The sequence below is a fragment of the Cellulomonas sp. ICMP 17802 genome (assembly GCF_041295535.1).
Taxonomy (GTDB): domain Bacteria; phylum Actinomycetota; class Actinomycetes; order Actinomycetales; family Cellulomonadaceae; genus Cellulomonas.
In genome coordinates this window covers 14392-32984 of record NZ_JBGFQZ010000016.1, presented here as the reverse complement: position 1 = coordinate 32984, position 18593 = coordinate 14392, and the positions used below count along the sequence as shown (strand labels likewise).

At 73.6% G+C, this 18593-nt stretch carries 15 protein-coding genes; 6 read left to right on the top strand and 9 right to left on the bottom strand.

Annotated features, from left to right (window positions below; translation table 11 throughout):
* Window positions 1-153 precede the first annotated feature (153 nt).
* Complete coding sequence (locus AB5970_RS12815; protein ID WP_370504332.1) at window positions 154-1596, bottom strand: NAD(P)H-quinone dehydrogenase; 1443 nt, start codon at window positions 1594-1596, stop codon at window positions 154-156.
* A gap of 64 nt (window positions 1597-1660) precedes the next feature.
* On the opposite strand from AB5970_RS12815, the gene AB5970_RS12810 reads away from it, so the two are divergent.
* The gene (locus AB5970_RS12810) at window positions 1661-2500 is read left to right on the top strand and encodes a purine-nucleoside phosphorylase (protein WP_370504331.1); all 840 of its coding nucleotides are present in this window, start codon (window positions 1661-1663) and stop codon (window positions 2498-2500) included.
* A gap of 43 nt (window positions 2501-2543) precedes the next feature.
* Window positions 2544-4388 (top strand): phospho-sugar mutase, encoded by a 1845-nt coding sequence (locus AB5970_RS12805; protein ID WP_370504330.1) that lies wholly within the window; start codon window positions 2544-2546, stop codon window positions 4386-4388.
* On the opposite strand, the gene AB5970_RS12800 is transcribed toward AB5970_RS12805, so the two are convergent.
* Window positions 4385-6703 carry a DUF6055 domain-containing protein gene (locus AB5970_RS12800; protein WP_370504329.1) on the bottom strand — a complete coding sequence of 773 codons (2319 nt, stop codon included), beginning with the start codon at window positions 6701-6703 and terminating at the stop codon, window positions 4385-4387. The genes AB5970_RS12805 and AB5970_RS12800 overlap by 4 nt on opposite strands.
* A 190-nt stretch (window positions 6704-6893) precedes the next feature.
* On the opposite strand from AB5970_RS12800, the gene AB5970_RS12795 reads away from it, so the two are divergent.
* From AB5970_RS12795 to AB5970_RS12780, 4 genes are read left to right on the top strand one after another with little or no spacing between them, the layout of a single operon-like run.
* Window positions 6894-7874: a sugar-binding transcriptional regulator gene (locus AB5970_RS12795; RefSeq protein WP_370504328.1), complete on the top strand. Its 981-nt coding sequence runs from the start codon at window positions 6894-6896 to the stop codon at window positions 7872-7874.
* Window positions 7871-8875 carry a deoxyribose-phosphate aldolase gene (gene deoC, locus AB5970_RS12790; protein WP_370504327.1) on the top strand — a complete coding sequence of 335 codons (1005 nt, stop codon included), beginning with the start codon at window positions 7871-7873 and terminating at the stop codon, window positions 8873-8875. Before AB5970_RS12795 ends, deoC begins: the two co-directional genes overlap by 4 nt.
* An 11-nt stretch (window positions 8876-8886) precedes the next feature.
* On the top strand, window positions 8887-10332 hold the full coding sequence (locus tag AB5970_RS12785; RefSeq protein ID WP_370504326.1) for an aldehyde dehydrogenase family protein: 1446 nt from the start codon (window positions 8887-8889) through the stop codon (window positions 10330-10332).
* Window positions 10329-11189, top strand: a complete 861-nt coding sequence (locus tag AB5970_RS12780; protein ID WP_370504325.1) for an aldehyde dehydrogenase family protein — start codon at window positions 10329-10331, stop codon at window positions 11187-11189. The genes AB5970_RS12785 and AB5970_RS12780 overlap by 4 nt, the downstream gene beginning before the upstream one ends.
* 46 nt (window positions 11190-11235) lie before the next feature.
* Here AB5970_RS12780 and AB5970_RS12775 read toward each other — a convergent pair whose 3' ends face one another.
* Genes AB5970_RS12775 through AB5970_RS12745 form a run of 7 tightly spaced genes read right to left on the bottom strand, consistent with a single transcriptional unit; the run spans window position 11236 to window position 18592 of the window.
* A complete protein-coding gene (locus AB5970_RS12775; protein ID WP_370504324.1) occupies window positions 11236-12366 on the bottom strand; it encodes an adenosine deaminase in 1131 nt (376 codons plus the stop codon).
* A 39-nt stretch (window positions 12367-12405) separates the two neighbouring features.
* Window positions 12406-12636 carry a hypothetical protein gene (locus AB5970_RS12770; RefSeq protein WP_370504323.1) on the bottom strand — a complete coding sequence of 77 codons (231 nt, stop codon included), beginning with the start codon at window positions 12634-12636 and terminating at the stop codon, window positions 12406-12408.
* A 38-nt stretch (window positions 12637-12674) separates the two neighbouring features.
* Window positions 12675-13970 (bottom strand): thymidine phosphorylase, encoded by a 1296-nt coding sequence (locus tag AB5970_RS12765; protein ID WP_370504322.1) that lies wholly within the window; start codon window positions 13968-13970, stop codon window positions 12675-12677.
* On the bottom strand, window positions 13967-14374 hold the full coding sequence (locus tag AB5970_RS12760; RefSeq protein WP_370504321.1) for a cytidine deaminase: 408 nt from the start codon (window positions 14372-14374) through the stop codon (window positions 13967-13969). The genes AB5970_RS12765 and AB5970_RS12760 overlap by 4 nt, the downstream gene beginning before the upstream one ends.
* Window positions 14375-14382: 8 nt before the next feature.
* Complete coding sequence (locus AB5970_RS12755) at window positions 14383-15681, bottom strand: ABC transporter permease (protein WP_370504320.1); 1299 nt, start codon at window positions 15679-15681, stop codon at window positions 14383-14385.
* Window positions 15678-16973: an ABC transporter permease gene (locus tag AB5970_RS12750; protein WP_370504319.1), complete on the bottom strand. Its 1296-nt coding sequence runs from the start codon at window positions 16971-16973 to the stop codon at window positions 15678-15680. The genes AB5970_RS12755 and AB5970_RS12750 overlap by 4 nt, the downstream gene beginning before the upstream one ends.
* Complete coding sequence (locus tag AB5970_RS12745) at window positions 16970-18592, bottom strand: ABC transporter ATP-binding protein (RefSeq protein WP_370504318.1); 1623 nt, start codon at window positions 18590-18592, stop codon at window positions 16970-16972. Before AB5970_RS12745 ends, AB5970_RS12750 begins: the two co-directional genes overlap by 4 nt.
* Between the last annotated feature and the right edge of the window lies 1 nt (window position 18593).

Here is an 18593-nt window from a genome sequence, read left to right as displayed (position 1 = left end):
CGACGGCTGACAGGCCCGGACCGAGAGAGGTCGGTCCGCGGTCGTCGTTGGTCGGACCGACCCTCCGTTGCCGGTCAGTCCCAGTCGTCGTCGGTCGGACCGACCCTCCGCTGCGGTCAGTCCCAGTCGTCGGTCGGACCGACCCTCTGCGGGTCAGTCCTCGGCGCGGTGGTGGAGGATGCGGGCCACCTCGGCGATCGTGCCCGACATCGACGGGTAGACCGTGGCCGTCTCGGCCAGCTGGTCGGTCGTCAGGCGGTGGGTCACGGCCAGTGTCAGGGGGTAGATCGACTCGCTGGCGCGGGGTCCGACGACGACCGCGCCCAGCACGGTGCCGGTGGCGCCGTGGGCGAAGATCTTGATGAACCCGTCGCGGACGCCCAGCATCTTGGCGCGCGGGTTGCGGGCCAGCGGCAGCATGCTCACGGAGTACTTGACGCCCTGCTCCTGCAGCACCTTCTCGGACGAGCCCACGGTCGCGATCTCGGGCGACGTGAAGATGTTCGCGGAGACGCCGCGCAGCGACAGGGGCTTCACGGCGTCGCCGAGCGCGTGCGCCATGGCGAGCCGGCCCTGCATGGCGGCGACCGATGCGAGCGGCAGCACGCCGGTCACGTCGCCGGCCGCGTAGATGCCTCGCACGTTGGTGCGCGACACCTTGTCCACCTCGATGTGCCCCGACGGCGTGAGCCGGACGCCCGCCTCCTCCAGGCCCAGGCCCGAGCTCGTCGGGATCGAGCCGACGGCGAACAGCACGTGCGACCCCTCGATCACGCGGCCGTCGGACAGCGTGACCTCGACGCCGGTGGCGGTGCGGCGGGCGCCGGCGGCGCGCGACTGCGACATGACCGTCATGCCGCGGGTCTTGAACACGTCCTCGAGCAGCTGGGCGGCGTCCGCGTCCTCGCCGGGCAGCACGCGGTCGCGGCTGGACACCAGGACGACGTCGGCGCCGAGCGAGGTGTAGGCGCCGGCGAACTCGGCGCCGGTGACGCCGGAGCCGACCACGATGAGCCGCTCGGGCAGCGCGTTGAGGTCGTACAGCTGCGTCCAGGTGAGGATGCGCTCGCCGTCCGGCCGGGCCTCGGGCAGCGCGCGCGGCGTGGCGCCCGTGGCGACCAGGACGACGTCGGCGTCGAGCACCAGGTCGTCGGCGCCCTGCGGGGTGGTCACGGCGACCCTGGACGGGCCCTCCAGATGGCCGTGGCCGAGGATGATCCGCACGCCCTCGCGCTCGAGGCGAGCCCGGATGTCGGCGGACTGCGCGGCCGCGAGCGCCTTGACGCGGGTGTTGACGGCGGCGAGGTCGATGCGGTGCCGCAGCTCCTCGAGGGTGCCCCCGGACAGCGGCGTGCCGTCCAGCCGGATGCCCAGCTCGGGCGCGCGGTCGGCGATCGTCATCCACTCGGCGGTCGCGATCAGGGTCTTCGACGGGACGACGTCGGTCAGCACGGCGGCGCCGCCCATGCCGGCGGCCTCGACCACGGTGACGTCCGCGCCCAGGCGGCGACCGACAAGGGCCGCCTCGTACCCGCCCGGCCCACCGCCGATGACGACGACGCGAGGGGCGGGTGACTCGGGCGCGGGTGTGCTCACGAGCACCCATTCTGCCGGTCCGGCGCCGCGCGGCCAGGCGGACCGGGGGCGTTAGCCTCGGACCATGAGCGACGTCACACCCCTCCTCGACCTCGACGACCCCGCGACCGACCCGTTCGAGGTCGCCGCGCAGGCCGCCGCGTACATCGCACAGGCCACCGGCGTGGCGCGCCACGATGTCGCGCTCGTGCTCGGCTCCGGCTGGGGCGGGGCGGCCGAGCTGCTGGGCGAGACCGTCGCGGAGCTGCCCAGCCACGACGTCCCCGGGTTCTCCGCGCCGGCGGTCGTCGGGCACGTCGGCACCATCCGGTCCATCCGCATCGAGGGCACCGACCGGCACGCGCTGGTGCTGGGCTCGCGCACCCACCTGTACGAGGGCCGCGGGGTCCGCCGCGTGGTGCACGGGGTCCGCACGGCGGCCGCGACCGGGGCGTCGACGATCGTCCTGACCAACGGCTGCGGCGGGCTGAACCTCGCGTGGGGCCCCGGCACGCCCGTGCTCATCAGCGACCACATCAACCTCACGGCCACGTCGCCGCTCGAGGGCGCGACTTTCGTCGACCTGACCGACCTGTACTCGACCCGGCTGCGGGCCCTCGCGCGCGAGGTCGACGCGACCCTCGACGAGGGCGTGTACGTGCAGTTCCCCGGGCCGCACTACGAGACGCCGGCCGAGGTGCAGATGGCGGGGCGCATCGGCGGCGACCTGGTCGGCATGTCGACCACTCTCGAGGCGATCGCCGCCCGGCACGCCAAGCTCGAGGTGCTCGGCATCTCGCTGGTCACCAACCTGGCGGCCGGCATCAGCCCCGAGCCGCTCTCGCACGGCGAGGTGATCGAGGCCGGCCGCGCCGCAGGCCCGCGGATCAGCGCGCTGCTGGCCCAGATCGTCCGCCGCCTCTAGCAGGGGGAAGCGCCGACCCCGCGGCATGAGTACGTTTGGCCTCATGACCGGCGACGATGCGTGGGCAGGCCTCGAGGCGCGGGTGCAGGCGTGGATCGACGACGACCCCGATCCCCAGACTGCCGACGAGCTGCGCGGCCTGCTCGACCTGGCCCGCTCCGCACCCCCGGGGATCGCCCCCGGGCAGGAGCCCGACCCCACGCAGCGCCAGGAGCTCGACGCCCGGGCGGCGGCCCGCGCGGAGCTGGCGGACCGGTTCACCGGGCTGCTCCAGTTCGGCACGGCGGGCCTGCGCGGACGGCTCGGCGGCGGGCCGCACCGGATGAACCGCGCGGTCGTCATCCGCGCCGCGTCCGGGCTGGCCGACTACCTGCTCGGTGAGCTCGACGGCGTGCACCCCGCGCCGCGCGTGGTCATCGGCTACGACGCCCGGCACAAGTCGATCGACTTCGCGCGCGACTCGGCCGCGGTGCTGACGGCCGTGGGCATCGAGGTGCTGGTGCTCCCGTCGGCGCTGCCCACGCCGGTGCTGGCCTTCGCGGTCCGCCACCTGGGCGCGGACGCCGGGATCATGGTCACGGCGTCGCACAACCCGCCGCAGGACAACGGCTACAAGGTCTACCTCGGCGGGCGCGTGGTCACCGACTCGGGCCAGGGCGCCCAGATCGTGCCGCCGGCCGACGCCGCGATCGCCGCCGAGATCGCCCACGTGCCGTCGGTCGCGTCCGTGCCGCGGGCCGCGAGCGGCTGGACGATCCTCGGGCCGGAGGTGCTCGACGCCTACGTGCGCAACGTCGTCGCCCTCGCACCGACCGACGACGCCACGCGCGCGGCCGCGAGGCGCCTGCGCATCGTGCTCACCCCGCTGCACGGCGTCGGCGGGGAGGTCGCTCAGCGCGTGCTTGCCGAGGCCGGGTTCACCGACGTGCTGGTGGTACCGGAGCAGGCGGAGCCGGACGGCGACTTCCCCAGCATCGCGTTCCCCAACCCGGAGGAGCCGGGCGCGATCGACCTGGCCATCGGCCTGGCCAGCGACGAGCGCGCCGACCTGGTGATCGCGCTGGACCCCGACGCGGACCGCTGCGGCGTCGGCGCGCAGGACCTGCGCCACCGCTCGTTCCGCGGCCCGGACACCGCGGAGGCCGAGGGCTGGCGCATCCTGCACGGCGACGAGACGGGTTCGCTGCTGGGCGCCACGCTGGCGGCGCGCGGGGGCAGCCCGAACGGCTCGTACTTCGCCAGCTCGATCGTCTCGTCGCGCCTGCTGGGCAAGATCGCGAGCGCCGCGGGCTACGGCTACGCGCAGACGCTCACCGGGTTCAAGTGGATCTCCCGGGTGGACGGCCTGGTGTTCGGGTACGAGGAGGCGCTCGGCTACTGCGTCGACCCGGCGCACGTGCGCGACAAGGACGGCATCTCGGCGGCGCTGCTCGTGGCGGGCCTGGCGGCGCGGCTCAAGGCGGAGGGCCGCACGATCGTCGACGCCCTCGACGACCTCGCCCGCGCGCACGGCCTGCACCTGACCGACCAGGTCAGCGCGCGGTTCGTCGACCTGGAGCAGATCGGCCAGACGGTGCACCGCGTGCGCAGCCGGCCGCCGACGACGCTCGGCGGGTCGCGCGTCACCGAGGTCGTGGACCTGGCCGCGGGCACCGACGACGACCGCGACGGACTGCCGCCCACCGAGGGGCTGCGGCTGCTCACCGCGGACGGCACGCGCGTCGTGGTGCGCCCCAGCGGCACGGAGCCGAAGGTCAAGTGCTACCTCGAGGTGGTCCTGCCGGTGGACCCGGCGGCCGACCACAGGGCCGTCGGCCGGGTGCGCGCGGAGGCCCGGGCGCGGCTCGACTCGGTGGCCTCGGACGTGCGGGCGGCGCTCGGCATCTAGCGGGTCCGGGAGCAGCTCACCTGCGGGACCAGCAGCGCGCTGTCGTCCGGTGCGGTCCCCTGGACCCCGAAGGTCGTCGTCGCGCCGTCGCGCAGCGCGCCGTTGTAGCTCATGTTCTCCGCCGTCACCTGCGAGCCGCTCACGCCAAGGTTCGCGTTCCACACGTTGATGATCTGCTCGCCCGGCGGGATCGACCAGGTGACGGCCCAGCCCTCCACGCCGGTGCTCCCCGCGGTCACCACCACCTGCCCCTGGAACCAGCTCTGCCCGTGCGAGGACCAGTGGTGGGTCACCGAGTAGGTGGCGGTGCACGCGCTGGCGGGCACCGGCTCCGGCGGCGCGACGCCCCCCTCGGTCGGGGTCACGGCGGGCGGCGGCGGCGTGGCGGTGGCGTGCGGCCGCGGCGTCGCGGTCGGGGTGGCGGCGGGCCTCGTCGGGGCGGTCGGCTCGGGTGCGGGGGGCGGCGTCGGGGTCGGCGTCGGGGTCGGCGCCGGGACCGAGGTCAGGGTCAGGTCGCCGGGCGCGAAGGACGTCGGGACGACGTTCGTGTCGGGCAGCGCCGGGCGCCCGTCGCAGGTCCGGGCCGGGTCATAGGTGGCGTACCCGCCCGCCGCGCAGGTGAAGCCCACGACGGCGTCGCCGGAGACCACCACCGTGCCGCTGAGCCGGGCGGTCGACCGCACGAGGGCGACGTCGCGCACCACCGCCGCACCCTCGACGACGGCACCGGCCTCGACCCACGCCCGGCCCTCGATCCGGGCGTCGCCGCGCACCTGGGCGTCGCCCCGCACGACCGCGTCGGGGCTGACGAACGCGGTCGGGTCGACGGTCGCGGCGTCGTCCACCCAGCCGCCGCCGTTGGGGTGCCGGTGGCCGCCGTCCACCGCCGGCGCCGAGGCGTCGTCGGCCACGGTCGCGCCGGACAGCCGGAACTCGTAGGGGTAGCGCGCCACGTCGCCGAACCCGTCGGTCGAGGCGTGCGGGTGGTTCCGGGTCGGCGTGCCGACGACGACGAGGTACACCTCCCGCTCCCCGGCGCGCAGCGCGAACTGCACCTCCTGGTCGAGGCTCTCCGTGACGGGGCTGTACCGCGGGGTGCCGCTGCCGAGCGCGACGAAGCCGAAGCTCAGGCCGGCGTCGGGCGCGTCGGTGTGCCCCCGCAGCCGCAGGTGGAGGTCGCGCGCACCGGGATCGACGGCCAGCCGCACGACCGTGTAGCCGTAGTCGGACGGCGCGAACCCGTCCAGCACGCGGTAGTGGCCCGGGTCGTCGGCGACGGCCTCGACCGGCGTGGTCCGGTCCGCCACCAGCACCGGGTCGAGGTCCGCGACGGCCGCCGCGATCGCGCTCCGGTCGGAGAAGTCCCACGCGACCGTGCGCAGCGCGTACTCGGCCACCCGGCGGTTCAGGTCGGACTGGCTCAGGCCGGTGAGCCGCCGGTACGCGCTGAGCGGGTCCTCGCCGGCCCGGGCCTCGCGCCAGAGACCGCCCAGCAGCTGCTCGCCGTCGCGCTCCGCCAGGTACTGCAGCAGCAGCCAGCTGCCGTCCCCCGTCCGCGGGCTCGACCAGGGCAGCTGCGGGCTGCGCACCAGGTCCGCCGTGCTCCCGATGCCGCCCGGCGCGGCCACCGTGGCGAGGTAGGCCGCGCTCGCGGACCTGAACGTCGCGGCGTCGTCGGATGCGAAGCCGCGACCGGGCGCGTCGAGGGCCGCGAACCCCTGCACCATCTCGGCGAACCCCCGCGCCAGCTCCCACGACGGGTCGAACTCCGACCCCCCGGCGGCCGCGGGACCGGTCGCCGACTCGTGCCCGCGCGCGGTGAGCGCCGACACCTCCACGCGCAGCAGCCCGACGCCGTCCGTGACGCTCCCGGTGGCCCCCCGCGGCTGCTGCGACAGGCCGCCCGCCAGGGGCACCACGACGTCGCCGTCCGGCGAGCCGGGTCCGTCCGACCACGTGCCGTCGACGACGACCACGACCTTGTGCCGGGCGACCGCCCCGTCCTCGGCCACGACGCCGAGGTCGTGCACGTCCAGCGCGTACAGGGCGTCCAGCTGCGCCACGGCACGGTCGGCGTCGAACCGCAGCCCCGCCGGCGCCACTCGGGGGTCCGCACCCGCCCGGTCGCCCCACGCCAGGACCACGTCCCGGCCCTCCCGCACATGAGCGCCGGCCCATGACTCCGACCACGCCGACGGCACCACGAGGGTCTTGTGCGCACGGACGTCGAGCACGGCGGCGGCGAGCCCGGACCCGGCGGCCAGCGCGGTCACGAGCACGGCAGCGAGCGTCGCGCCGCGACCCCAACGACCCATGCCCGCCTGTCCCCTCGCCGTGGCGCTCCGCCGGCGCGCCCCACTGTCGCCGACGCCCCCCGACGAGTCAATCTCGGGCAGAACGACCGAAAGGGTGAATCCGCCCGCGTGCTCATATGAGCAAAGATCCCTACGAGTGTTGCACTCGAGATGCGGGGGTGCCTACCCTGGAGAGGCCGAGAGGAACGTGATGATCGAGTCGGACGAGCTGCTGTCCATCCGCGCTGCCGAGCTGTACTACGAGGACGACAAGACCCAGGACGAGATCGGGTCCATCCTTCGGCTCACGCGCTGGAAGGTCGGTCGGCTGCTCGCCCAGGCCAAGGCCGACGGCTTCATCCGGATCGAGATCGTGCACCCGCGGGCCCGCCGGCTGCCCATCGAGCGCCGGCTGCGCGAGACCTGCGGCCTGGCCGACGCGATCGTCGTGTCCACCGCGGGCGTCGACGGCGAGGACGAGGTGCAGTCCCGCGTCGCGCAGGCCGCCGCCGACTACCTCACGGCCCTGCGGCCGGTGCCGCGCACGCTCGGCATCAGCTGGGGCCGGACCCTGCACGAGATCTCGCTGCACCTCGAGGACGGCTGGGCGGCCGGCGTCGACGTCGTGCAGATCAACGGCGGCGTCAGCCTCACGCGCCGGGCCGGCACGGCGGCGACCACCGCGGTCACCATCGCGCAGAAGGGCCGGGGGCAGGCGGCGCTGCTGCCCAGCCCGGCGATCCTCGAGCACCGCGAGACCAAGCGGGCCATCGAGTCGGACCGCGCGGTCGGCGCGGTGCTCGCCCACGCCCGCGCCGCCGACGCCTACCTCTTCAGCGCGGGGCCGGCCGACGAGAGCTCCGTGCTCGTGGACAGCGGCTACCTCACGGCGGACGACGTCGCGGGGCTCGTGCGCCGGGGCGCGGTCGGCGACGTGGTCGGGCGGTACATCGACGCCACCGGCGCCGTCGTCGACCACGAGCTCGACGAGCGGACCGTCGGCCTCCCGCTCGAGAGCCTGCGGGCCGCGACGCTCAGCATCGCCGTCATCACCGGAGCGGCCAAGCACGCCGTTGCCCGCGCCGTCGTCGGCAGCGGGCTGTGCACCGTGCTCGTGACCGACGACGGGACGGCGGAGAACCTCATCACCACCCAGGCACGGACCAGCGAAGGACAGCGAGGCTCAGCATGACAGGCACCCAGATCGCTCCCACCGACCGCGCACTCGCGGTGATCGGCGGTGAGGCGAACGACGCCAACCTGCGGCGCTACCTGCACGGCATCCCGGGCGTCGACGCCGTCGGGCTCGAGCAGCGGGCGGCCGGGCTCGGCACGCGCTCGATCAAGACCACCTCGAAGGCCTGGGCGCTCGACCGGATCATCGGGCTGATCGACCTGACCACGCTCGAGGGCGCAGACACGCCCGGCAAGGTGCGTTCGCTCGTCGCCAAGGCCGTCACGCCCGACCCGGCCGACCCCGGCTGCCCGCGCGTCGCCGCGGTGTGCGTGTACGGCGACATGGTCCCGCACGCGGTGCAGGCGCTCGGCGCGCTGCACGGCGACCCCGACGACGGCCGGATCGCGGTCGCCGCCGTGGCCACCGCGTTCCCCAGCGGCCGCGCGTCCCGGTCCATCAAGCTCGAGGACACCGCGGACGCCGTCGCCGCGGGGGCCGACGAGATCGACATGGTCATCGACCGCGGCGCGTTCCTGGCCGGCCGCTACGGCCAGGTCTACGACGAGATCGTCGCCGTCAAGGAGGCCTGCCGCCGCACCGACGGCACGTACGCCCACCTCAAGGTGATCCTCGAGACCGGCGAGCTGACCACCTACGACAACGTGCGCCGGGCGTCGTGGCTCTCGATCCTCGCGGGCGGCGACTTCATCAAGACGTCCACCGGCAAGGTCGCGCCGGCCGCGACGCTGCCGGTCACGCTGCTCATGCTCGAGGTCGTGCGCGACTGGCACCGGCTCAGCGGCGAGAAGGTCGGCGTCAAGCCGGCCGGCGGCATCCGGGCGTCCAAGGACGCGATCAAGTACCTGGTGACGGTCGCCGAGACGGTCGGCGAGGAGTGGCTGACGCCGCACCTGTTCCGGTTCGGCGCCTCGAGCCTGCTCAACGACGTGCTGCTGCAGCGCCAGAAGATGACGACCGGTCACTACTCCGGTCCCGACTACGTCACGATCGACTGAAGGGCCCACTGATGTCATTCCTCGAGTACGCCCCGGCGCCCGAGTCCCAGGCGATCCTCAACCTGCGCAGCGAGTACGGCCTGTTCATCGGCGGCGAGTTCCGCGAGGGGCACGGCACGCCGTTCGCCTCCATCTCGCCCGCCACCGAGAAGCACGTCGCGACCATCGCGACCGCCGACGAGGCCGACGTGGACGCCGCGGTCGCCGCGGCCCGGCGCGCCTACGACAAGGTCTGGTCCCGCATGTCCGGGTCCGACCGCGGCAAGTACCTGTTCCGGATCGCCCGGCTGCTGCAGGAGCGCTCGCGCGAGCTCGCCGTGGCCGAGAGCCTGGACAACGGCAAGCCCATCAAGGAGAGCCGCGACGTCGATGTCCCGCTGGTCGCCGCGTGGTTCTTCTACTACGCCGGCTGGGCCGACAAGCTCGACCACGTCGGCCTCGGCGCCAACCCGGCCCCGCTCGGCGTCGCCGCGCAGGTGATCCCGTGGAACTTCCCGCTGCTCATGCTCGCGTGGAAGATCGCCCCGGCGCTGGCCGCGGGCAACACCGTGGTGCTCAAGCCGGCCGAGACCACCTCGCTGACCGCGCTGCTGTTCGCCGAGATCGTGCAGCAGGCGGACCTGCCGCCCGGCGTCGTCAACATCATCACGGGCGCGGGCGACACCGGTGCGACGCTGGTCGGGCACGGCGACGTCGACAAGGTCGCCTTCACGGGCTCCACGTCGGTGGGCCGCGCGATCGCCAAGCAGGTGGCCGGCACGCAGAAGAAGCTCACGCTGGAGCTGGGCGGCAAGGCCGCGAACATCGTGTTCGACGACGCGCCGATCGACCAGGCCATCGAGGGCATCGTCAACGGGATCTTCTTCAACCAGGGGCACGTCTGCTGCGCCGGCAGCCGCCTGCTGGTGCAGGAGTCGGTCCACGACGAGGTGGTCGACCGGCTCAAGGCCCGGCTGTCGACCCTGCGCCTGGGCGACCCGCTGGACAAGAACACCGACATCGGCGCGATCAACAGCGCCGAGCAGCTCCAGCGCATCCGCGAGCTGAGCGACGTCGGCGAGGCCGAGGGCGCCGACCGCTGGACCGCGGCCTGCACCATCCCGGAGAACGGGTTCTGGTACGCGCCGACCATCTTCACCAACGTCTCCACCAGCCACCGGATCGCCCGCGAGGAGATCTTCGGGCCCGTGCTGAGCGTGCTCACGTTCCGCACGCCGGCCGAGGCGATCGCCAAGGCCAACAACACGCCGTACGGCCTGTCCGCCGGCATCTGGACCGACAAGGGCAGCCGCATCCTCGCGGTCGCGGACAAGCTCCGCGCGGGCGTGATCTGGGCCAACACCTTCAATCGGTTCGACCCGTCCAGCCCCTTCGGCGGCTACAAAGAGTCCGGGTACGGCCGCGAGGGCGGTCGGCACGGCATCGCCGCGTACCTCAAGAACGGAGCCACCAAGTGAGCCGCCTCGCCGTGCCCAAGACCTACAAGCTCTACATCGGCGGAGCCTTCCCGCGCAGCGAGTCGGGTCGCACGTACGAGATCGTCGGCGCCAAGGGGGCGTTCCTGGCCAACGCCGCGAAGGCGTCCCGCAAGGACGCCCGCGACGCGGTGGTCGCCGCCCGCGCGGCCGTCGGCGGCTGGGCCGGCGCGACCGCGTACAACCGCGGCCAGGTGCTCTACCGCGTGGCCGAGATCCTGGAGGGCCGCCGGGCGCAGTTCGTGGCCGAGATCGTCGACGCCGAGGGCGTGACCTCCGCGGCCGCGACCGCGCAGGTGGACGCCGCCATCGACCGCTGGGTCTGGTACGCGGGCTGGTGCGACAAGTACGCCCAGGTGGCCGGCAACGCCAACCCCGTCGCCGGGCCGTACTTCAACATCTCGGTGCCGGAGCCCACGGGCGTCGTCGCGGTCATCGCGCCGCAGGACTCCTCGCTGCTGGGCCTCGTGTCCGCGATCGCGCCGGCGCTCGTCGGCGGCAACACGGTCGTCGTCGTGGCCAGCGAGAAGCTGCCGCTGTCGGCGATCAGCCTGTCCGAGGTGCTCGCCACCAGCGACGTGCCCAAGGGCGTCGTCAACGTGCTGACCGGCTCACCGGCCGAGATCGCCCCGTGGCTGGCCAGCCACGCGGACGTCAACGCCCTCGACCTGGTCGGCGCGGGCGACCTGGACTGGATCGACCTGCAGATCGCGGCGGCCGACACGCTCAAGCGCGTGCTGCCGCCCGAGAACGGCCCTGGCGCGGCGGCGCCGTCGCTGGACCGCATCACCGCGTTCTCGGAGACGAAGACGGTCTGGCACACGAAGGGCCTGATCTAGGGACCGCGAAGGCCCGCACCCGAGGGGGTGCGGGCCTTCGTCGTGCTCAGGCGCGGTGCCGGCTCCCGCGGGCGCTCGCGTAGGCCGGGAGCAGGACCTGCTCGATGAGGGCCGTCCGCTCGTCGTGGTGCAGGAACGTGTGCTGGGCCGCGGTGACCGCGACGTCGCGCAGGTCGGCGAGCGTCCAGCCGGCCTCCTCGACCAGCAGCGTCAGCTCGCGGGTCATCGAGGTGCCGGACTGCAGGCGGTTGTCGGTGTTGACGGTCACCGCGAACCCGAGGTCCCGCAGCCGGGAGATGGGGTGGGTGGCCACCGACTCGGCGGCGCCCGTCTGCACGTTGGAGGAGGGGCAGAGCTCGAGCGGGATGCGCCGGTCGCGCACCCAGTGGGCCAGCGTGCCCAGCCTGTCGCCCAGCTCGTCGGTGCTGATGTCCTCGACCAGGCGGACGCCGTGCCCGATGCGCAGCGCGCGGCCGACGTGGATCGCGTCGGCGATCGACTCCGGCCCGACCGCCTCGCCCGCGTGCACCGTCGCCGGGAAGTCCGCCTCGGACAGGGTGGCGAACGCGCTGGCCAGCCGCGAGGCCGGGAACCCGATCTCGGCGCCCGCGATGTCGAAGCCGACCACGCCGTTGTCGCGGTTCTCCAGCGCCAGCGCGGCGATCTCGTCGCCGCGGTCCGCGTGCCGCATCGCGGTGATGAGCGTGCCGATGCGGATCGAGCGGCCCTGCGCCGCCGCCTCGGCGACGCCCTCGGCGAACCCGGCCTGCACCGCGTCGACCACCTGCTGGAGCGAGAGCCCCTTGCTCAGGTGCTGCTCCGGCGCGTACCGCTGCTCGGCGTAGACCACGCCGTCGGCGGCCAGGTCGAGCGCCGACTCGCGGGCGACGCGGCGCAGCCCGTCCTCGGTCTGCATGACCGCGACCGTGTGGTCGAACGTCTCGAGGTACCGCACCAGGGTGCCCGAGCTGGCGGCCTCGACGAACCAGCGGCCCAGCTCGTCGGCGTCGGTCGTCGGCAGCTCGTGGCCGACCTCCGCGGCCAGCTCGACCAGCGTCGCGGGGCGCAGGCCTCCGTCGAGGTGGTCGTGCAGCACGACCTTGGGCAGTCCGGGGATCAGTGCGACGAGCGAGGCGACGGCATCGGTGGCCTCGGGCGTGTCGGAAGGGGAGGTCATGCGCTCACGGTAGCGGGACACGCGTGCGCGGGCTCGCTCTCAGCCGTCGGCCCCCTCGTCGTCGGGCACCTCGGTGTCCTGCTCGACCACGTCCGCCTCGTCGGCCCGGCCGTCCCGGTCGGCGCGCGCGAACCCCGGCTCGTACTCCTCGGGGTCGGTGGCGTCGTCGGCGTCCTCGACGTCGTCGTCGCCGAGCCGCCGGGGCACGTCCAGGTCCACGGGCGCCAGGCCGGCGTCCCGCCACGAGTCCTTGCCGGGCACGGTGGTCATCACCCCATCGTGCTCCCGTCGGCGCGTGCCCGGAAGGGTCAGGCGTCGATGCGGTCGATCACCAGGGGCCGGTCCGGCACGGCCGTCCCCGCGGGGGCCACGACGACCGCGCCGGCGAGCGCCTCGCGCGCGCGGCCGAACCGCTCGGGGGTGTCGGTGTGCAGCGTCATCAGCGGCTGGCCGGCCCGCACCACGTCGCCGGGCTTGGCGTGCAGCTCGACGCCCGCCCCCGCCTGCACCGGGTCCTCCTTGCGCGCGCGGCCCGCCCCGAGGCGCCACGCGGCGATGCCGACGGCGTACGCGTCCAGCTCGGTCAGCACGCCGTCGGCCTCCGCGAGCACCTGCTCGGTCTCGCGGGCCACCGGCAGGGTCGCGTCCGGGTCCCCGCCCTGGGCCGCGATCATGCGCTTCCACGCGTCCATCGCCCGGCCGTCGGTCAGGGCCGCCGCGACGTCGTCGACGGGGCGCCCGGCGGCGGCGAGCATCTCGCGCGCCAGCGCCACCGTGAGCTCGACCACGTCCGCCGGTCCCCCGCCCGCCAGCACCTCGACCGACTCGCGCACCTCGAGCGCGTTGCCCGCGGTGAGCCCGAGCGGCGTCGACATGTCTGTGAGCAGCGCGACGGTCCGCACGCCCGCGTCGGTGCCCAGCGCCACCATCGTGCGGGCCAGCTCGCGGGCCTTGTCGACGTCCTTCATGAACGCGCCCGAGCCCACCTTGACGTCGAGCACCAGCGCGCCCGTGCCCTCGGCGATCTTCTTGCTCATGATCGAGCTGGCGATCAGCGGGATGGCCTCGACCGTGCCCGTGACGTCGCGCAGCGCGTAGAGCTTGCGGTCGGCGGGGGCCAGGCCCGAGCCGGCCTGGCAGATGACCGCGCCCACGTCGTCCAGCTGCGCCATCATCTCGTCGTTGCTCAGCGCCGCGCGCCAGCCCGGGATCGACTCGAGCTTGTCCAGCGTGCCGCCCGTGTGGCCCAGCCCGCGGCCCGAGAGCTGCGGGACCGCGACGCCGAACACGGCCACCAGCGGGGCCAGCGGCAGCGTGATCTTGTCCCCCACGCCGCCGGTCGAGTGCTTGTCCGCCGTCGGCCGCGAGAGCCCCGAGAAGTCCATCCGCTCGCCGCTCGCGATCATCGCGGCGGTCCACCGGGCGATCTCCGTGCGGTCCATGCCGTTGAGCAGGATCGCCATGTTCAGCGCCGACATCTGCTCCTCGGCCACGACGCCGCGGGTGTACGCGTCGATGACCCAGTCGATCTGCGCGTCGGACAGCCGGTGCCCGTCGCGCTTGGTGACGATGACGTCGACGGCGTCGAAGGCCTCGGTGCTCACTTGCGTTCCTCCAGGTCGGCGGGCCCGAACGCGTCCGGGAGCACCTCGGTCATCGGCTTGATGCCGTGGGTGGTCTCCACCAGCAGCCGGGCTCCCCCGTGCTCCCACAGCAGCTGGCGGCAGCGGCCGCACGGCATGAGCACGTTGCCGTGCTTGTCCACGCAGGTGAACGCGACCAGCCGCCCGCCGCCCGAGACGTGCAGGCCAGAGACCAGCGCGCACTCGGCGCACAGCGTGACGCCGTAGGAGGCGTTCTCCACGTTGCAGCCGACCACCACGCGCCCGTCGTCGACCAGCGCCGCGGCGCCGACCGGGAACTGCGAGTACGGCGCGTAGGCCCGGTGCATGACCTCGGTGGCGGCCTCCCGGAGGGCGGCCCAGTCGATCTCGGTGTCGGTGGACACGGCGCGGCTCACTTCGTGTAGGGGATGCCCTCGGCGGCCGGCGGGCGCACGCGTCCGACCAGCCCCGCGACGGCGAAGATCGTCACGATGTAGGGCGTCATCAGCATGATCTGGCTGGGGATCGGCGTCTGGATGATGCTCAGCTGCAGCTGCAGGTTGTTGGCGAACCCGAACAGCAGGGCCGCCGCGAGGGCGCCCTTCGGGCTCCAGCGGCCCAGGATCATGGCGGCGAGGGCGATGTACCCCTTGCCGTTGGTCATCTCCTTGCCGAACGCCAGCCCGGCCGCGACCGTGAAGAACGCGCCACCGAGACCGGCCACCGCGCCGCCCAGCACGGTCGAGCGCAGCCGCGTGCGGTTGACCTTGATGCCGACCGTGTCCGCCGCCTTGGGGTGCTCGCCCACGGACCGCAGGCGCAGGCCCCAGCGGGACCGGAACACCATGATCTGCAGCAGGATCACGACGACGTACATGATGTAGACGAGCACCGTCTGGCGGAACAGCACCGGGCCGATGATCGGGATCTGCGACAGCACCGGGATGCTGATCACGGGCAGGCCCGGCGGGTTGTTCCACGTGTCCGGGTTCTGCTTGAGCACCGTGGAGAACAGGTAGCTGGTCACGCCGATCACCAGCACGTTGAGCACGACGCCGACGATGATCTGGTTGACCACGTACTTGATGGCGAAGAGCACGAGCAGCAGGCCCACCAGGGCGCCCGCGATCGGGGCCGCGATCAAGCCGGCGTAGGCGCTGCCGGTGAGGGTGGCGACGACGGCCGCGAGGAACGCGCCGCCCAGCAGCTGGCCCTCGATCGCGATGTTGATGATGCCCGACCGCTCGCACAGCAGGCCCGCGAGGGCGCCGAACACCAGCGGGATCGCCAGGAACAGCGAACCCTGCAGCAGGCCCGTGAGGGGCAGGCCGCTGGTCTTGCCGGCCACCGCCCACACCAGGAACGCGAACACCATGAAGACGCCGTACAGGATGGGCAGCCACGGGCCCACCTTGCGGCGCTGCCGGGTGGCGTTGAACGAGATCCCGGCGAGCACCAGCGCGCCGAGGCACAGCAGGGTCGCGGTGAGCTTCGACGGCACCGAGAAGGGCTCGAAGCGCACGAAGTCCTTGGTGGTGGAGACGGCGAACGTGCTGACGTCCCCGGCCTTGCCGAGGAGCCCGAATACCACCAGGCCGACCAGCGCGACGGCCGCGTAGGCGATCGGCGCGTGCCAGCGGATGGGCGGCAGGACCAGCTCGCCCGCGGGGCGGGCGGACGCCGCCGGGGCGTCGATCGTGGGGGCGCTCACGCGCTGACCTCCTTCGCGGCGACGGGGACGACCGGCTTCGGTGCGCGGGGCGTGTCCGGCGAGGGCAGGCGGAACACGGACCGGACCAGCGGCGGGGCCGCGATGAACAGGACGATGAGCGACTGCACCACGAGCACGATGTCGATGGGCGTCCCGGTGCGCGCCTGCATGACGACGCCGCCGGCGCGCAGCGCGCCGAACAGGATGCCTGCGAACACCGTGCCCAGCGGCTTGGACCGGCCGAGCAGGGCCACCGTGATGGCGTCGAACCCGTAGCTCGCCGCGACCCCGGCCGTGAGCACCCGCTCGGTGCCCAGCACCTGCGCCGAGCCCGCGAGGCCCGCGAAGGCACCCGCCGTGAGCATGACCCAGATGTACGTCGAGTTGACCGAGATGCCGGCGGTGCGCGCGGCGTGCGGGTTGGACCCCACGGCGCGGAACCGGAACCCGATGGTCGACCGCTCCATGAGCCACCAGGTGAACACCGCGGCCGCGATCGCGACGAGGAAGCCCACGTGCAGCCGGTAGCCGCTGCCGAGCAGGAGCGGGTACGCCGCGCTGTCCGGGATGGGCGGGCTCACCGGGTTGTTGCTGCCCGGGCGCTGGAACGCGTCGAGGCTCAGCAGGTACGCCACGAGGTACACGGCGATGTTGTTGAGCATGATCGTGACGATGACCTCGTGCGCACCGGTGCGCGCCTTGAGCACGCCGGCGATGCCGGCCCACAGGGCACCACCGAGCGCCGCGCCGAGCACGCAGAGCAGGAGGTGCAGGCCCGGGGGGAGGTCGAACGCGAACCCGATGTACCCGGCGAAGATGCCACCGAGGATGATCTGGCCCTGGGCGCCGATGTTGAACAGGCCGGCGCGGAAGCCGATGCCGAGCCCGAGGCCCGCGAGGATCAGCGGCGTCGCCACCGTGAGCGTCTCGGTGAGCGGGCGGATGGCTCGCGCGAACGTCGCCGCGCGGGGGTCGAAGATCGCGCCGGCGAACAGGGCCGCATAGGCCTCGGAGACGGCCGACCAGGCCGCGGACAGCAGGTCGCCGGGCCGCGAGAAGAAGTAGCCCGCGGCGGCTTGGACGTCGGGGTCGGCCGCCGCGATGAGCAGCCCGCCCAGGATCAGCGCGAGCACGATCGCGAGCAGCGAGACCAGCCAGCTGCTCGAGAGGATCTCGTGCAGGACCCGGTTGCCACCCTCGGGCGCGTCGGGCGCCGCGGGCTCCGTGACGCCCGTCTGCCCGGGCGGCGGGACGGCCGCGGCGGGCAGCGGTTCCGGGGTGTGGCTGCTCACAGCTCCTCCTGGGGAAACTCCGTGGACGCGGTGTCCGTCGTGGGTGCGTCCGGAGCCCCGGCCTCGAGGTCCAGCCCGCCCAGCGTGGTGTGGTGCTCGGCGGCCTGGCGCACGGCGTCCTCGAGCGGCACGCCGGCCATCATCAGGCCGAGCACGTCGCGGTCGGTGCCGCCAGGCACGTTGCCGACGATGCGGCCGCGGTACATCACGAGGATGCGGTCGGCCAGCGCCAGCACCTCGTCCAGCTCGGTCGACACGATGATCACGGGGGTGCCGTTGTCGCGCTCCTGGACGATCCGGGTGTGCACGAACTCGATCGACCCGACGTCCAGGCCGCGGGTCGGCTGCGACGCGATGAGCAGCCGCAGCGGTCGCGACATCTCCCGCGCCAGCACGACCTTCTGCTGGTTGCCGCCGGACAGGGTGCTCGCGTGCGCGTCGATCGACCCGGTCCGCACGTCGAACTCCGCGATCCGCTTCTCGGCGTTCTCGCGCACCGCGGCGGGACGCAGGGCGACGCCGCGCGCGAAGGGCTCGTACCGGTGCAGGTCGAGGATGAGGTTCTCCGCGATGGAGAAGTCGGCGATGACGCCGTCGGTCGAGCGGTCCTCCGGGACGAAGCCGAGGCCCGCGTGGAGCACGTCCTCGACGGACCGGCCGACCAGCTCGACGCCGTCCAGCTGCACGGAGCCGGCGACGGGCGCCTGGAGCCCCAGCATGACCTCGGTGAGCTCGGTCTGGCCGTTGCCCTGCACGCCGGCGACCGCGACGATCTCGCCGCGCGCGACGTCGAACGAGACGTCGTCGACCTGCCGCACGCCGGCCTCGTCGATGACCGTGAGGTTGCGCACCTGCACGGTGACCTCGCCGGGCACGGCCTGCGTGCGCGCGACCCCGAGCTCGACCGAGCGGCCCACCATGAGGGAGGCGAGCTCGGTCTCGCTGCTGGTCGGGTCGGCCGAGCCGACCACCTTGCCGCGCCGGATGACCGTGATGCGGTCGGCGACGGCGCGGACCTCGCGCAGCTTGTGGGTGATGAAGACGATGGACGTCCCTGACTCCTTGAGCTGGCGCATGATCCCGATCAGCTCGTCGGTCTCCTGCGGCGTCAGCACGGCGGTGGGCTCGTCGAGGATGAGGACCTTGGCGTGCCGCGAGAGGGCCTTGATGATCTCGACGCGCTGCTGGACGCCGACGGGCAGGTCCTCGATGTAGGCGTCGGGGTCGACGTGGAACCCGAACTGGTCGGAGATCTCCTTGACCCGGCGGCGCGCCTCGGGAAGGTCGATCAGGCCGCCGCCGCGCACGGGCTCGTGCCCGAGCACCACGTTCTCCGCGACGGTGAAGACGGGGACCAGCATGAAGTGCTGGTGGACCATGCCGATCCCGGCACCCATGGCGTCCCCGGGCCCGGCGAAGTTCACGGGCACGTCGTCGACCAGGATCCGGCCGTCGTCGGGGTCGTACAGGCCGTAGAGCACGTTCATGAGCGTGCTCTTGCCGGCGCCGTTCTCCCCGAGCAGGGCATGGATCTCACCGGGCTCCACGACCAGGTCGATGTGGTCGTTGGCGACCAACGACCCGAAGGTCTTGGTGATGCCCTGCAGCTCTAGCTTCACC

What these genes read in the sequence shown, in the direction of transcription:
- AB5970_RS12810 (WP_370504331.1), top strand. Translation starts at nt 1,661, where the DNA reads ATGAGCGACGTCACACCCCTCCTCGACCTCGACGACCCCGCGACCGAC.
- AB5970_RS12805 (WP_370504330.1), top strand. Translation starts at nt 2,544, where the DNA reads ATGACCGGCGACGATGCGTGGGCAGGCCTCGAGGCGCGGGTGCAGGCG.
- AB5970_RS12800 (WP_370504329.1), bottom strand. Translation starts at nt 6,703, where the DNA reads ATGGGTCGTTGGGGTCGCGGCGCGACGCTCGCTGCCGTGCTCGTGACC.
- AB5970_RS12795 (WP_370504328.1), top strand. Translation starts at nt 6,894, where the DNA reads ATGATCGAGTCGGACGAGCTGCTGTCCATCCGCGCTGCCGAGCTGTAC.
- deoC (WP_370504327.1), top strand. Translation starts at nt 7,871, where the DNA reads ATGACAGGCACCCAGATCGCTCCCACCGACCGCGCACTCGCGGTGATC.
- AB5970_RS12785 (WP_370504326.1), top strand. Translation starts at nt 8,887, where the DNA reads ATGTCATTCCTCGAGTACGCCCCGGCGCCCGAGTCCCAGGCGATCCTC.
- AB5970_RS12775 (WP_370504324.1), bottom strand. Translation starts at nt 12,366, where the DNA reads ATGACCTCCCCTTCCGACACGCCCGAGGCCACCGATGCCGTCGCCTCG.
- AB5970_RS12770 (WP_370504323.1), bottom strand. Translation starts at nt 12,636, where the DNA reads ATGACCACCGTGCCCGGCAAGGACTCGTGGCGGGACGCCGGCCTGGCG.